The 13,711-nt window shown below is 57.5% G+C and carries 14 protein-coding genes and 1 tRNA gene; 9 read left to right on the top strand and 6 right to left on the bottom strand.

What is annotated here, in order from left to right:
* Positions 1-3: 3 nt before the first annotated feature.
* The 4 genes from RAE19_RS16835 to RAE19_RS16820 all read left to right on the top strand — a co-directional run bounded on the left by RAE19_RS16835 (position 4) and on the right by RAE19_RS16820 (position 4,386).
* The gene (locus tag RAE19_RS16835; protein WP_313875956.1) at positions 4-630 is read left to right on the top strand and encodes a response regulator transcription factor; all 627 of its coding nucleotides are present in this window, start codon (positions 4-6) and stop codon (positions 628-630) included.
* A gap of 70 nt (positions 631-700) precedes the next feature.
* Entirely contained in the window at positions 701-1,579 is an 879-nt protein-coding gene (folD, locus tag RAE19_RS16830) for a bifunctional methylenetetrahydrofolate dehydrogenase/methenyltetrahydrofolate cyclohydrolase FolD (protein ID WP_313875955.1), read from the top strand.
* 50 nt (positions 1,580-1,629) lie between these two features.
* Positions 1,630-3,687, top strand: a complete 2,058-nt coding sequence (locus RAE19_RS16825; RefSeq protein ID WP_313875954.1) for a M3 family metallopeptidase — start codon at positions 1,630-1,632, stop codon at positions 3,685-3,687.
* Between the two features lie 57 nt (positions 3,688-3,744).
* Positions 3,745-4,386, top strand: coding sequence for a glutaredoxin family protein (locus tag RAE19_RS16820; protein WP_313875953.1), 642 nt, complete (start codon positions 3,745-3,747; stop codon positions 4,384-4,386).
* 51 nt (positions 4,387-4,437) lie between these two features.
* On the opposite strand, the gene RAE19_RS16815 is transcribed toward RAE19_RS16820, so the two are convergent.
* From RAE19_RS16815 to cysS, 6 genes are all read right to left on the bottom strand, one after another.
* Positions 4,438-4,890: an HAD domain-containing protein gene (locus tag RAE19_RS16815; protein WP_313875952.1), complete on the bottom strand. Its 453-nt coding sequence runs from the start codon at positions 4,888-4,890 to the stop codon at positions 4,438-4,440.
* A 72-nt stretch (positions 4,891-4,962) separates the two neighbouring features.
* Positions 4,963-5,055, bottom strand: a tRNA-Ser gene (locus RAE19_RS16810).
* Positions 5,056-5,159: 104 nt separating this feature from the next.
* Positions 5,160-6,128, bottom strand: a complete 969-nt coding sequence (tilS, locus tag RAE19_RS16805; RefSeq protein ID WP_313875951.1) for a tRNA lysidine(34) synthetase TilS — start codon at positions 6,126-6,128, stop codon at positions 5,160-5,162.
* 17 nt (positions 6,129-6,145) lie between these two features.
* The gene (locus tag RAE19_RS16800) at positions 6,146-7,123 is read right to left on the bottom strand and encodes an acetyl-CoA carboxylase carboxyltransferase subunit alpha (RefSeq protein ID WP_313875950.1); all 978 of its coding nucleotides are present in this window, start codon (positions 7,121-7,123) and stop codon (positions 6,146-6,148) included.
* Positions 7,124-7,168: 45 nt separating this feature from the next.
* Positions 7,169-7,822 (bottom strand): DNA-3-methyladenine glycosylase family protein, encoded by a 654-nt coding sequence (locus RAE19_RS16795; RefSeq protein WP_313875949.1) that lies wholly within the window; start codon positions 7,820-7,822, stop codon positions 7,169-7,171.
* Positions 7,822-9,198, bottom strand: a complete 1,377-nt coding sequence (gene cysS, locus RAE19_RS16790) for a cysteine--tRNA ligase (protein WP_313875948.1) — start codon at positions 9,196-9,198, stop codon at positions 7,822-7,824. Before cysS ends, RAE19_RS16795 begins: the two co-directional genes overlap by 1 nt.
* Before the next feature lie 186 nt (positions 9,199-9,384).
* Here cysS and RAE19_RS16785 point away from each other — a divergent pair, with 186 nt between their 5' ends.
* The 5 genes from RAE19_RS16785 (at position 9,385) to RAE19_RS16765 (ending at position 13,661) form a co-directional block, all read left to right on the top strand.
* Complete coding sequence (locus RAE19_RS16785) at positions 9,385-10,461, top strand: L,D-transpeptidase Cds6 family protein (RefSeq protein WP_313875947.1); 1,077 nt, start codon at positions 9,385-9,387, stop codon at positions 10,459-10,461.
* Between the two features lie 109 nt (positions 10,462-10,570).
* Positions 10,571-11,779 (top strand): L,D-transpeptidase family protein, encoded by a 1,209-nt coding sequence (locus tag RAE19_RS16780; RefSeq protein ID WP_313876270.1) that lies wholly within the window; start codon positions 10,571-10,573, stop codon positions 11,777-11,779.
* Positions 11,779-12,360 carry a peptidylprolyl isomerase gene (locus tag RAE19_RS16775; protein WP_313875946.1) on the top strand — a complete coding sequence of 194 codons (582 nt, stop codon included), beginning with the start codon at positions 11,779-11,781 and terminating at the stop codon, positions 12,358-12,360. Before RAE19_RS16780 ends, RAE19_RS16775 begins: the two co-directional genes overlap by 1 nt.
* A 3-nt stretch (positions 12,361-12,363) precedes the next feature.
* Positions 12,364-12,870 (top strand): peptidylprolyl isomerase, encoded by a 507-nt coding sequence (locus tag RAE19_RS16770; RefSeq protein WP_313875945.1) that lies wholly within the window; start codon positions 12,364-12,366, stop codon positions 12,868-12,870.
* A 14-nt stretch (positions 12,871-12,884) separates the two neighbouring features.
* Positions 12,885-13,661: a UDP-2,3-diacylglucosamine diphosphatase gene (locus tag RAE19_RS16765; RefSeq protein WP_430962554.1), complete on the top strand. Its 777-nt coding sequence runs from the start codon at positions 12,885-12,887 to the stop codon at positions 13,659-13,661.
* Positions 13,662-13,711: the final 50 nt, after the last annotated feature.

Below are 13,711 nucleotides of genomic sequence, written 5' to 3'. Positions count from 1 at the left end.
TGAATGAGCTTGATCCCTAAAAAAGGAACGGTTTACGTAGTCGATGATGACGAAGCAGTGCGCGATTCGCTGCAATGGTTGCTGGAGGGCAAGGGGTACCGGGTACGTTGCTTCGACTCCGCAGAATCTTTCTTGAGCCGCTACGACGCGCGCGAAGTCGCCTGCCTGATTGTTGACATCCGGATGGGCGGCATGACCGGGCTGGAGCTGCAAACCCGCTTGATTGAGACCAAATCGCCTCTGCCTATCGTGTTCATCACCGGCCACGGCGACGTGCCCATGGCGGTCGATAGCATGAAAAAAGGCGCGATGGACTTCATCCAGAAGCCTTTCAATGAAGAGCAGCTGGTGGGCTTGGTTGAGCGCATGCTGGAACACGCCAAAGACACCTTTGCCGACTACCAGCTGGCTGTGAACCGCGACGCACTGCTCGCCAAACTCACCTTGCGTGAAAGCCAAGTGCTGGAGCGCATTGTTGCGGGTCGCCTGAACAAGCAAATCGCCGACGACCTGGGCATCAGCATCAAGACGGTGGAGGCGCACCGCGCCAACATCATGGAAAAGCTCAGCGCCAACACCGTGGCCGATCTGCTGAAAATCGCACTCGGCCAAAACGCCCCCAAAACTTGACGCTATCACTTTTATAGCTACTCGCGCCCGCTCTGCCTCCGCTGCGGGCGTTTTTACTTCAAGATCCGGAATGACCACCTCCCACACCGCCCAAATCATCGATGGCAACGCCCTCGCCGCCCAACTCCGCGCGGATGTCGCGCGCCGCACCGAAGCGCTCAAAGCCAAAGGGCTCACGCCCGGTCTAGCCGTAGTACTGGTTGGTGACAACCCGGCCTCCCAGGTCTATGTGCGCAACAAAGTCAAAGCCTGCTCAGACGCAGGCTTGCACTCGGTGCTCGAAAAATACGAAGCCACCATGACCGAGGACGCATTGCTGGCGCGGATCGAAGCCTTGAACAATGACCCTGCCATCCACGGCATTCTGGTGCAGCTGCCACTCCCCGCCCATATTGATGCGAACAAGGTGATCGAATCCATTGCCCCCGCCAAAGATGTGGATGGTTTCCACATCGCCAGCGCTGGTGCCTTGATGGTCGGTCAGCCCGGTTTCTGGCCTTGCACGCCCTATGGCTGCATGAAGATGCTCGAGAGCATCGGCTACGACCTGCGCGGCAAGCATGCAGTAGTCATCGGCCGCTCTAATATCGTGGGCAAGCCCATGGCCATGATGTTGCTGCAAAAAAATGCCACCGTCACCATCTGCCACAGCGCGACACCCGACCTTAAAGCCATGACCCTGCAGGCCGACGTGGTGGTGGCTGCCGTCGGCAAGCGTAATGTTTTGACGGCCGATATGGTCAAGCCCGACGCAGTAGTGATCGATGTGGGCATGAACCGCAACGACGAAGGCAAACTCTGCGGCGACGTCGACTTTGCCGGCGTGAGCACCGTCGCCAGCCACATCACCCCGGTGCCCGGCGGCGTCGGCCCGATGACCATCACTATGCTGCTGGTCAACACCATGGAGTCGGCCGAGCGGGATGCGGCTGCACGGGGGCTTGTTTAATCCGCCCTCGCCCGTATCTGACCTGTATTCACCTCACACACTCTGGCACCATGAATTCACTGCTCCAAAACGCGCCCCTGCCCCTTTTTGACCGAATCGCCCCGGCGGAAGTCGGCCCTGCGGTGGATGCGCTGCTGGCACAGGCCGATGCAGCGTTGCAGCAGGTGACAGCAGACGACTTTCCTGCCGAATGGAAAGCTATCGCATCGGTACTCGATGTCGCTACCGAGCGTTTGGGTTTGTCTTGGGGCGCCGTGAGCCACCTCAACAGCGTCGCTGATAGCCCTGAGCTGCGAGCTGCTTACAACGAGGCGCTGCCCAAAGTGACCGAGTTCTGGACGCGCCTAGGTGCAGACGAGCGCCTGTTTGCCAAGTACAAGGCCATTGACAAAGCCACCTTGAACCCGGAGCAACTGCAGGCCCACAAAAACGCGGTGCGCAACTTTGTGCTGGGTGGCGCGGACCTGCAAGGCGCAGCGCGCGAACGTTTTGCCGAAATCCAGGAAAAGCAGGCAGAACTGGGACAGAAGTTCAGCGAGAACACACTCGATGCCACCGACGCCTTCAGCTACTACGCCAGCCTGGCAGAACTCGATGGTGTACCGGCCGATGTGGTGCAAGCTGCCCGCAGTGCCGCAGAAGCCGAAGGCAAGGAAGGCTACAAACTCACCCTCAAAATGCCGTGCTACCTGCCGGTCATGCAGTTTGCGACCAGCAGCGCACTGCGGGGCATGCTGTACCGAGCCTATGCAACCCGTGCGTCCCAGGAAGCGGCCGAGGAGTTTCGCAAGTTCGACAACACGGACGTGATCAACGGCATCTTGGCCCTGCGCAAAGAAGAGGCCCAGTTGCTGGGCTACCCCGACTTTGCCACGCTGTCGGTAGTGCCCAAAATGGCGGACTCCCCAGATACCGTGATTCAGTTCCTGCGCGACTTGGCCCGCAAGGCTCGTCCGTTCGCCGAAAAGGATGTGGCTGACCTGCGCGCGTTTGCGAAAGATGAGTTGCAGCTCAACGACCCGCAGCCCTGGGATTGGCCCTACATCTCGGAAAAACTCAAAGAAGCCCGTTACGCCTTCAGCGAGCAGGAGGTCAAACAGTACTTCACCGCCCCCAAAGTGCTGGCCGGCTTGTTCAAAATCATCGAAACGCTGTTCGATGTGGAAATCAGCCCCGACACCGCACCGGTCTGGAATCCCGGCGTCCAGTTCTACCGCATGGAGCGCGTCGGCCCGCAAGGCCGCAGCCTGATCGGCCAGTTTTACCTGGACCCGACCGCCCGAAGCGGCAAGCGCGGTGGCGCCTGGATGGACGACGTGCGCACCCGTTGGCTGCGCCCAGACACCGGCACCCTGCAAACCCCGGTGGCCCACCTGGTTTGTAACTTTGCCGATGGTGTTGAAGTGAATGGCGTCAAAAAACCGGCTTTGCTGTCACATGACGACGTGACCACCCTGTTCCACGAGTTCGGTCATGGACTGCACCACATGCTCACCCAGGTGAACGAGCGCGATGTGTCGGGCATCAGCGGTGTCGAGTGGGATGCCGTGGAACTACCTAGCCAGTTCATGGAAAACTTCTGCTGGGAATGGAATGTGCTCCAGCACATGACTGCCCACGTCGACACTGGTGAACCATTGCCCCGCGCATTGTTTGACAAGATGTTGGCCGCCAAGAACTACCAAAGTGGCATGCAGACACTGCGCCAGATTGAGTTCGCATTGTTCGACATGCTGCTGCACTCGCAGCACACGCCCGGCGACGACATCATGCCCTTGCTGCAGCAGGTGCGCACCGAAGTCGCCGTGCTCCAATCTCCGAGCTGGAGCCGCTCGGCGCACACATTCAGTCACATTTTCGCGGGCGGATACGCTGCGGGCTATTACAGTTACAAGTGGGCGGAAGTGCTCAGCGCAGATGCCTATGCGGCTTTCGAGGAAACCGCCGCGGCGGATGGAACAGCCGACCCCAAAACCGGCGAACGCTACCGCACCGCGATCCTGGAGGCCGGTGGAAGTCGCCCGGCCATGGAGTCCTTCAAAGCATTCCGGGGTCGGGAGCCGTCCATCGATGCGCTGTTGCGGCACCAAGGAATGTCCGTACAGTAAACACCGCTCCCCTGCTGCCTTTTTAGTTTTTTACACCTATTGATGCCCTCTACGATCATGCAGACTCGAACTACCATCGCCATCGGATTGATCGCCGCGTCTTTAACCGGACTGGCTCAGGCACAAGGGGTATACAAAATTGTGGGGCCGGATGGCAAGGTGACTTTCTCCGACAAGCCCCCTAGCGCAGCACAGGCAGCAGGCGGCGCAAACGTACAAGCGGCCAATGCAGGGGGAGCGGGTGCCACCGCAGGCCTGCCTTATGAGCTGCGCCAGATCGTGGCCAAATTTCCTGTCACGTTGTATACCTCTGCACAATGCGCTCCTTGTGACTCCGGCCGCACCTTGTTGAAGTCCCGCGGTGTTCCCTTCAACGAAAAAACCGTCTCCAACGCGGAAGACAACGAGGCGTTGCAACGGCTCTCTGGCGAATCCACGTTGCCGTTTGCCACCATCGGTGGGCAAAAACTCAAAGGCTATTCAGACGCGGAATGGGTGCAGTATCTGGATGCGGCAGGCTATCCGAAAGACTCCATTCTGCCAAAAACCTATCGCTATCCGGCAGCTACGCCTCTGGTGAGCATCCAGAAAGCAGCACCTGCGAAAGCGCCAGAAGCGGCCAAGCCGCCCATTGAGCCTGCAGAGCTGCCCCGACCAACAGCGCCCTCCCCGTCTAACCCCGCAGGCATCACCTTTTAAAAGTAGCCGACAAAACGCCAGCAGAGTGCAGGCATCGCTACCAAAGAAGCGCTATGCGCGTTTCAACCAGGCTTCGATGCGCGCCAAAGTGTGAGGATCTGAAACACCGGTGAGTGGGTCACACAGAACCAAACCGGTCGTACCCTCGGGAAACGCGCCTGCATCATCGTCTAGGATAAGGTAGTCCTCGATATCGTGGCGTTTGATGGCGTCAGCTATCGACTCCACCCGTAACAACCCACGGTGGGTCATTCCCAATACACGAGGGCCCAGTGGGCCCAACAAGACCTGCATTTGCTCCACAGAGCACTGCTTGCGCCAGGTGGAATGGATGATGATTTGCACCTCAGGGTGCGCTTCCAAGAGCCCGGCCAGATACGGTGCCCAATAGAAAAGCTGCAAGCGTTCGGAAAACTCACTCAGGCTGAGCCCGGAGGTCGGCCAATCGACGATCTCTGTCGCTTTGTGGAGTACGCCATCGAAGTCCAGAAAAATAATGCGCATGGTGAATACCTCCTGCCATCCGGAATTTCGGACAAAAAAAAGCCCATGATTGACATGGGCTTTTTTCATTTTTGGCGGAAACGGAGGGATTCGAACCCTCGATGAGGCTCTACACCCCATACTCCCTTAGCAGGGGAGCACCTTCGGCCACTCGGTCACGTTTCCTAGCAGCCAGAATTATCGCATGAGTCTGGGCGCTTTTTTCCAAACTCGCGTACCTTCATCACAAAAGCTTGCGTGAGAGCCACATTTCATCGGCGCACAAGCACCTATTTAAGCTCTTTCAACCAGACCAACGTACTTCCCCGCCGCTGTACATGGCCAGAGCCGACCTTCAAATGAATGCGATGGCCTCGGGTGGTGCAGGCCTTGATCTGACGCAGCAGCTCAGATAGCTGTGCCGCTTGCGGTATCTCGCCATACAGCGTTTTAAGCCAATGGCGAATGACATTGGCTTGGCGCGCAATAGATATGGCTTGCAAAGGCCGGATCAGCGGCAATTGCATCTCGGCGTGCGCAACTTTGGTCCAGTCTTCAGATGCCAACTCCTCCAAAAGCGTGTTCGCATGCGCAGCATGTCGCGCACTGCGGCTGAAGGTATCGCGAAACTGCGGAAACACAGTCTCCAGTGCCGGCATCACTTGGGCACGAATGTGGTTGCGGGTGTAACGGACATCCGCGTTGGTAGGGTCGTCTACGAATGATTCGCCTTGCTGCGCCAACCACTCACGCAATGTCTTGCCGGCAACCTGAAGCAGCGGCCTGTGGAAATGCAAACCGCCGCGCTGCCAGTGTGCCGGCATTCCACTGAGGCCTGCCATGCCCGCCCCGCGGCTCAGCGCCAGCAGCATGGTCTCGACCTGGTCGTCCGCATGTTGAGCCAGTGCTATCGATTGAATAGCACCTCCCGCAATATTGGTGACGGCTAGAGACTCAAAAGCCTTATACCGCGCGATGCGGGCAGCATCTTCAGGACTTTGACCCGGTGCCGGGTGGGCGGCCACCTTCGCAATGTGCAAAGGCACAGCAAGGCGCGCACAGGTTTCTTGGCAATGCTGTTCAAACTGTTGCGCCGCAGACTGCAGACCATGATTCACATGAATTGCGACAACCTGTCCCGGCCACTGCGCTACACACGCCAACAGCAGCGCGGTGGAATCTGCGCCGCCACTGTAGGCTACCCCCAAAGGCAATGCGGGCCCGAAGGCCCGCATTGCGTGTTCAAGAGACTGTGTCATGCAACACGGCCAGGCATTTACTTCCCAGTGGCTTTGGTGTCGGTGAAACGGCCGTAGCTCTGGAGACGCTCGTAACGGCGATCCAGCAGCTCTTTGACCTTCAAGTCACTGATTTGGCGGTACGCATCGGCCAGCGCCCGCTTCAAGAAAGCGGCTGCCTGCTTGGTATCGCGGTGAGCACCGCCCACCGGTTCGTTCACAATTTTGTCCACCAAGCCCAATGCCTTGAGGCGGTGGGCTGTGATGCCCAATGCGTCAGCGGCCTCTTGCGCCTTTTCAGAGGTTTTCCAGAGGATCGAGGCGCATCCTTCAGGGCTGATCACCGAGTACACAGAGTACTGCAGCATGATGACCTGGTCGGCCACCGAAATCGCCAGCGCACCGCCTGAACCGCCCTCGCCGATGATGGTCGTGATGATCGGAACTTCGAGCTGCGCCATTTCAAAAATGTTGCGGCCAATCGCCTCGGACTGTCCACGCTCTTCGGCATCAATCCCCGGATAGGCACCGGGTGTGTCGACGAAGGTGAAGACCGGGAGTTTGAATTTTTCCGCCAGCTTCATGAGGCGCAAAGCTTTGCGGTAACCCTCGGGCTTGCTCATCCCGAAGTTACGCAAGCCGCGCTCTTTAGTGTCACGCCCTTTTTGCTGGCCGACCACCATGCAAGGCGTGCCATTGAACCGGGCCAAGCCACCCACGATACTCAGATCGTCCGCGAAATGGCGGTCACCATGGAGCTCCACGAAATGGGTGAAGATTTCGCCCACGTAGTCCAAGGTGTAGGGGCGCTCTGCATGGCGAGCGATTTTGGTGATCTGCCAAGGAGTCAGGTCACTGTAAATGTCTTTGGTCAGCTGCTGGCTTTTTTTGCTCAGCTGGTCGATTTCCGCAGAAATATCGACCGCGGACTCGTTTTGCACGTAGCGCAACTCTTCAATCTTGCCTTCGAGCTCCGCAATGGGCTGCTCGAAATCGAGGAAAGTCTTTTTTGCCAACGTTTTTCTCCTTCTTGCGGTACGAGCGCCCAAGCGCTCCACCCGTTAGTACGCGACCGGTAAGGGGTCGAGAGACCGCCAAATATACCAAGTTGCAACACTGCAATATGGCGCCCAGGCTGCCGCGACTTCGCGTGCATCACTGCGGCTCACCACATCACCCGAAAAATAGTTCTGGCTGATGCCGGTGATCAAACCGGCATCATCCAATGGCAGCACATTGGGACGCATGAGGTGGAAAATCATGAACATCTCTGCCGTCCAGCGGCCTATACCGCGTATGGATACCAGCTCTGCGATGATTTCTTCATCGTCCATGCTGTCCCAATCTTTGACGTGCAAGGCACCATTGTCAAAGTTCAAAGCCAGGTCCACCAGATATTCGACCTTGCGGGCACTGAGGCCAGCTGCGCGCATGTCATCCACCTTGAGCTTCAAGACATTGGCGGGCGTCAGCTTCTTGGGCAACAGGCTAAACCGGTCCCACACCGTTTGGGCGGCTTTCACCGAAATCTGCTGACCGATGATGCTGCGCGCCAAGGTCACAAAGGCGTCGCCCCGGGTTTGGAGGCACGCATCCCCGAATTGCGGGATCAGGCGCTTCATCACCCGATCCTTTTTCATCAGATGTTTGCAGGCCTCTTCCCAAAAATAAGGGGTAATGACTGCTTCGGCAGTCGCAGGAATTCCAACCGCCATTACTCTGCCGCCTCCCAGGTCGTCCCTGCGGCGGAGTCCTTCAGCAGAATGCCCCGGGCGAGCAGTTCTTTGCGGATCGTGTCTGCCAACGCAAAGTCCTTGGCGGCTTTCGCCGCGGCGCGCTCAGCAATACGCTGCGCAATGGTCGCTTCGTCCAGCCCTGCTCCGGATTGCAAGTACGCCTTCGCGTCCGCTTGCAGCAGGCCGATGCAGCCGCCCAAGGCCTTGAGGAGCGAAGCACTCTCCACCGAGCGTGTACGGTTGACCTCGCCCGCCAGATCAAAAAGCACAGCAATGGCTTCAGGGGTCCCAAAATCCTCGTCCATCGCAGCCTTGAAACGGGCCGCGAAGGGGTTGGCCCAATCAATGGCCAGGTCCAACGGCGCCGCGACCGTCAGTGCGGTATACAGGCGTTTGAGTGCCTGGCGGGCATCATCCAAATGCGCGTCGCTGTAGTTCAGGGCACTGCGGTAGTGGGCCCGCACGATGAAAAAGCGAACGGTTTCAGCGTCGTACTGCTTCAGTACGTCGCGGATGGTGAAGAAGTTTCCGAGCGACTTGCTCATCTTTTCGTTGTCCACGCGCACAAAGCCGTTATGCATCCAAAACTGCGCCAGCGGCTGGCCGTGGGCGCCTTCACTTTGGGCAATTTCATTTTCGTGGTGGGGGAACTGCAAGTCCGCGCCGCCACCGTGAATATCAAAGGTCTTTCCCAACGTGGCGCAGCTCATGGCCGAGCATTCAATATGCCAACCGGGTCGGCCTGAACCAAAAGTACTATCCCACTTCGCCTCAGGTGGCTCCTCGGGTTTAGCAGACTTCCAGAGCACAAAGTCCAAGGGGTCTTCCTTTCCGTCTTGAACTGCTACTCGCTCGCCGGCGCGCAGCTCATCCAGAGACTTGCCGGACAACTTCCCGTAGCCTTCAAACTTGCGGACGGAGTAATTCATATCGCCATTGCCCGATCGGTAAGCCAAGCCCTTGGCCTCCAGCTCACCAATCAGCGACAGCATTTGCGGCACATATTCAGTGGCGCGAGGCTCCACCGTAGGCGCCTCAATGCGCAGCGCGCCGATGTCGGCATGCATGGCCTCGATCATTTCATCGGTCAACTGGCGGATCGTGATGCCGCGCTCCAGAGCACGCCTGATGATCTTGTCATCGATATCAGTGATGTTCCGCACATAGGTCACCTTCAAATCGCTGGCCTTCAGCCACCGCTGAACCACATCAAAAGCCATCATCATTCGTGCGTGGCCGATGTGACACAGGTCATAAATCGTCATGCCACAGACATACATGCGCACGTGACCGGGCTCAAGAGGAGTGAAGGGTTGCAACGAACGCGTAAGCGTGTTGAAAATGCGCAAACTCATGGGTATCAAAAACCTGAACACAAAAACAACGAGCCCGCTACATCACAAAAGGACGCAAAGAGGGCTCGCAAACAATCAAATCGGGGGGGATGTCCTCGGGGCTGCACGCTAACCCCTCGGCTATAATGCCCCCAGTATAAAGCCCTGCGCCGAGGGTGACTCACCGAGCAAGTTTTCAAAGGCACTATGAAGCAAGCCCCATCCCCGCTTTTTTCCGCAATCCGCTGGGTTGCACTGGCCGCTACCTTGTCGTTTGGAGTAGCCCATGCCGACGACTACGCAGATGTTGCGCAACTGGTGCGCAATGGAAAGCTCCCGGAGGCCATGGCCAAGGCGGATCAGTATCTTGCAGCCAAACCCCGTGACCCACAAATGCGCTTCCTGAAGGGCGTGATCCAACGTGATTCCGGCAAAAACACCGAAGCGATCGCAACCTTCACACGGTTAACTGAAGACTATCCTGAGCTCCCGGAGCCCTATAACAACCTGGCGGTCCTGTACGCCGGTCAAAGTCAATTTGACAAAGCGCGTACAGCCCTTGAGATGGCGATCCGCACCAACCCCAGCTACACCACGGCCCACGAGAACTTGGGGGATGTGTATGCCAAGTTGGCTAGCCAAGCCTACGGAAAGGCATTGCAACTCGATGCGAACAACGCAGCGGTGCCACCAAAGCTCGCTCTAATCCGCGAGCTGTTTAATCCGGCCACATCCAAAGGCCAGCGTCCGGCGTCAACACTGTCTACCCCGGCACCCGCGGCGCCTCCAACCGTGGCAGCGCCGGCAAAGCCGGCCCCAGAGCCTGTAGCCAGCAAGCCCGCAACCCCCGCCATGCCGGCAGCGAACGCAACACCGGCGCAGACGGCAACAGCGGCAGCCGCCCCTGCTACCCAACCTAAAGCCGAACCAGCGTCAGGTGCCGATGTACGCAAAGACGTCGAAACTGCGGTACGGAATTGGGCGAAAGCGTGGGCTGCCCGCGATATGAAAGGCTACTTGTCAGCCTACGGACGGGACTTCGATACACCAGGTGGTGTGAAGCGGTCTGCCTGGGAAGAAGAGCGTCGCCAACGCATTACCGGAAAGTCAAAGATCTCCGTGACAGTCAGCAACCTCAACATCACTGTTAACGGCTCGAAGGCGACCGCGAAATTTCGCCAAGATTACAAAGCCAACGAGCTGGCAGTGTCCAGCCGGAAAGTTCTGGAGCTCACCAAAACTGGTGATCGCTGGCTGATTGTTCGCGAATCTGTTGGCAACTGAGGCGTCGGAGCACTGTCGGAACGTGTTCGATAGCCTTTTGCGCACATTGAAATCCAATGTGCTCCATATCCGTGCCTTTCTGTGGACCCTCCCGTTGTTTGCCGCAGGACTGGGTTTGTATCCAGGCGATGCATCGGCAAATCCTGTTAAGACTATTCCGGCTCAAAAACCGGCAGTTAGCCCAGCTTCGAAAAATCCTGCCAAGGACGACACTGGTGCTGCAGAAGCCCGGCTGATTGAGGTCTACGGCCTCATTGGGCGGGGTGAAAATCGGTCTGCCCTTCTTAAAGCAGAACGCCTTGCGGCTGACTTCCCCACCTTCCAGCTTGCACAACTGGTCTACGGCGACCTGCTGGCCTCACGGGTACGGCAGGTGACCACACTGGGCGACGTTCCGCCTGCGATGGCCAAAAGCGCGAGCGAAGCGCTCAAGGAACTGCGTGAGGAATCCAGCAAGCGGGTGAAGGCGCTGAAAGAGCGGCCACCGACAGGCATGGTTCCTGCGCAGTTTCTGCAACTCGCCCCGACCACCCGCCACGCGATTGCAGTCGACGCCTCCCGGTCACGCTTGTATTTGTTTGAGAACTCAGGAAACGGCTTAACGCTGATTGCGGACTATTACATTTCCGTCGGAAAAGCGGGAATCTCCAAAGCCGTAGAGGGTGACCAGAGAACGCCTTTGGGCGTCTACTACATCACCAGCAATTTGGACCCCAAGACACTTAAAGACTTTTACGGGTCCGGTGCCCTCCCCATCAACTATCCGAATGTTTTGGATACGAAACGCGGGAAAACCGGCAGTGGCATCTGGCTGCATGGAACCCCGCCCACTCAGTTCGCCCGTGCACCTCTGGCAACGGATGGCTGTATCGTCCTTGCCAATCCGGACTTGGAGCGCATCATCAAAACAGTCGCGATCCGGGCAACACCGGTCGTCATCGCGCCGCAACTGCAATGGGTGCCGGCAGTGAACGCGAAAAACGCCGCGAAGGGATTTGAAAGTGCCCTTCTCGCCTGGCGCAATGCAAAAACTGGCGGTAATGTGCAGCAGGTGCTGAGTTTCTACACCCCGGACTTCAACAGCAACGGGAAAACGCTCCAGCAATGGACTCCTTTGTTGCGCGGAGAGATGGAAAAAATCAGGGGAAGAACGATCCAGCTGAAGGATGTCTCTTACCTCCACTGGATTGATAGCAACGAAACCATGGTGACCACCTTCGGCGAGGTGGCCGAAGGCTCCCGTATTGGCTGGACAAAGCGGCAGTACTGGAGCTACCAGAATGGTCAATGGAAAATTTTTTACGAAGGAGTACTGTGATGCACGTATGGATTCAACGAGGATTCAAAGCCCTGACCGTTTGCACCGCCCTGCTCTTGCAACAAGCAGCGGTGGCTCAAGATGTTGCCCCTAAAGTCGTGTTTCAAACGACCCAAGGCAATTTCACGGTGGAGGTTTATCCAGACAAGTCACCCAAGACCGTCGAAAACTTTCTGCGGTATGTGAAAGACAAGCATTACAACGGCACTATCTTTCACCGCGTCATCCCCAATTTCATGGTGCAGGGCGGCGGCTTCACGCCCAATATGCAGCAAAAAACGACCCGGGAGCCGATTCCCTTGGAAGCCAACAACGGTTTGAAGAATGACCGGGGCACTATCGCGATGGCACGCACTGCCAACCCGCAAAGCGCGACCGCGCAGTTCTTTATCAATGTGGTGGACAATCAAAACCTGAATGCACCTCGCCCTGATGGCCATGGCTATGCTGTTTTCGGCAAAGTCGTCCAGGGCATGGATGTGATTGACAAAATTCGTGGTGTTCCGACCACCAATGCAGGCATGTATCAAGATGTGCCACAAACCCCTGTCGTTATCAACTCGGCCACTTTGGCCCCTTAAATCATGAGCAATCCTCAAGTCGAACTCCACATCACCGGCTACGGCGTTATCACCATCGAGCTGGACCAAGAGAAAGCCCCCAAGTCCAGCGCCAACTTTCTGGCGTATGTGAACAAAGGCCACTACAACAACACAATTTTCCACCGCGTGATTCCGGGCTTCATGATCCAGGGGGGCGGCATGGAGCCGGGAATGGCCCAGAAGCCAACCGACGCTCCTATCGAAAATGAAGCCAACAATGGCTTGAAGAATTCGACGTACACCCTGGCTATGGCACGCACTGGCGACCCGCACTCTGCGACTGCACAGTTCTTTATTAACGTCGCGGATAACGGCTTCCTGAACCACACCGCACCCAGCATGCAAGGCTGGGGCTACGCTGTGTTCGGCAAAGTGATCGCCGGCTCTGAAGTGGTTGACAAAATCAAGGCCGTCAAGACCGGCAAAAAAGGCTTCCATGATGACGTGCCGAAAGAGGATGTGATCATCGAAAAAGCCGTGGCGCTGTAAATGGAAAAATGCCGGTGGAACTGATTGCACAGCCCCACTGGCGGCGGGTGGATTTCATCTCGGATCTCCACCTGCACTCCAGCGAGCTCCAAACACACGCAGTTTGGGCCCGCTATATGCGAGACACCAAGGCAGACGCACTCTTCATCCTCGGCGATTTGTTCGAAGTCTGGGTGGGCGATGACACCCTCACGGATGCCCAGAGTTTTGAGTCCGCCTGTGTATCGACTATTCGCAGCACCGCAGCGCGGATACCGGTGTATTGCATCGTCGGCAATCGCGATTTTTTGCTCAGCCAAACGTTTTCTGCTGCGGCACAAGCTCAGCTCTTGCCCGACCCGACTACGCTGACTTTCGCATCTCACCGGATTGTGTTGACCCATGGAGACGCCTGGTGTGTGGACGATGTGGATTACCAAGCCTTCCGTCGCACCGTAAGGTCTGCCGACTGGCAAGCCAACTTTCTCAAGCGCCCGCTACCAGAACGCAGGGCGATTGCGAGCGATATCAGATTGCAGAGTGAAAAAAAGAAAGAAGTGGCCAGCTACGCAGATGTGGACCACTCCGTAGCGCAAGAAGCGCTCGCGTCCGCCGACGCAAGCTACCTCATCCACGGCCACACGCATAAACCCGCTACCCACGAGATGGAACACGGAACACAGCGCTGGGTCCTGAGCGACTGGCATATCCAGGGAAAAGCTAGTGACAGAGCAGAGGTACTGAGGCTAGAACGGCAGCCGATCTCGGACTCGCTCATGTGGACCCGCCTCGACCCGCACAACGCCTGCTGATCAGGCAGATTGATAGCGTGCTCCGTGCCGCAGAGCCAAACGGCACGGAG

This window comes from Rhodoferax potami (assembly GCF_032193805.1).
In the GTDB taxonomy this organism is placed as follows: domain Bacteria; phylum Pseudomonadota; class Gammaproteobacteria; order Burkholderiales; family Burkholderiaceae_C; genus Allorhodoferax; species Allorhodoferax potami_A.
Note: the sequence above shows the minus strand (reverse complement) of the source record. Positions and strands in the feature narration are given on the sequence as shown.

Coding starts and splice junctions, on each gene's coding strand:
- RAE19_RS16835 (WP_313875956.1), top strand. CDS start 4: ATGAGCTTGATCCCTAAAAAAGGAACGGTTTACGTAGTCGATGATGAC.
- folD (WP_313875955.1), top strand. CDS start 701: ATGACCACCTCCCACACCGCCCAAATCATCGATGGCAACGCCCTCGCC.
- RAE19_RS16825 (WP_313875954.1), top strand. CDS start 1,630: ATGAATTCACTGCTCCAAAACGCGCCCCTGCCCCTTTTTGACCGAATC.
- RAE19_RS16820 (WP_313875953.1), top strand. CDS start 3,745: ATGCAGACTCGAACTACCATCGCCATCGGATTGATCGCCGCGTCTTTA.
- RAE19_RS16815 (WP_313875952.1), bottom strand. CDS start 4,890: ATGCGCATTATTTTTCTGGACTTCGATGGCGTACTCCACAAAGCGACA.
- tilS (WP_313875951.1), bottom strand. CDS start 6,128: ATGACACAGTCTCTTGAACACGCAATGCGGGCCTTCGGGCCCGCATTG.
- RAE19_RS16795 (WP_313875949.1), bottom strand. CDS start 7,822: ATGGCGGTTGGAATTCCTGCGACTGCCGAAGCAGTCATTACCCCTTAT.
- cysS (WP_313875948.1), bottom strand. CDS start 9,198: ATGAGTTTGCGCATTTTCAACACGCTTACGCGTTCGTTGCAACCCTTC.
- RAE19_RS16785 (WP_313875947.1), top strand. CDS start 9,385: ATGAAGCAAGCCCCATCCCCGCTTTTTTCCGCAATCCGCTGGGTTGCA.
- RAE19_RS16775 (WP_313875946.1), top strand. CDS start 11,779: ATGCACGTATGGATTCAACGAGGATTCAAAGCCCTGACCGTTTGCACC.
- RAE19_RS16770 (WP_313875945.1), top strand. CDS start 12,364: ATGAGCAATCCTCAAGTCGAACTCCACATCACCGGCTACGGCGTTATC.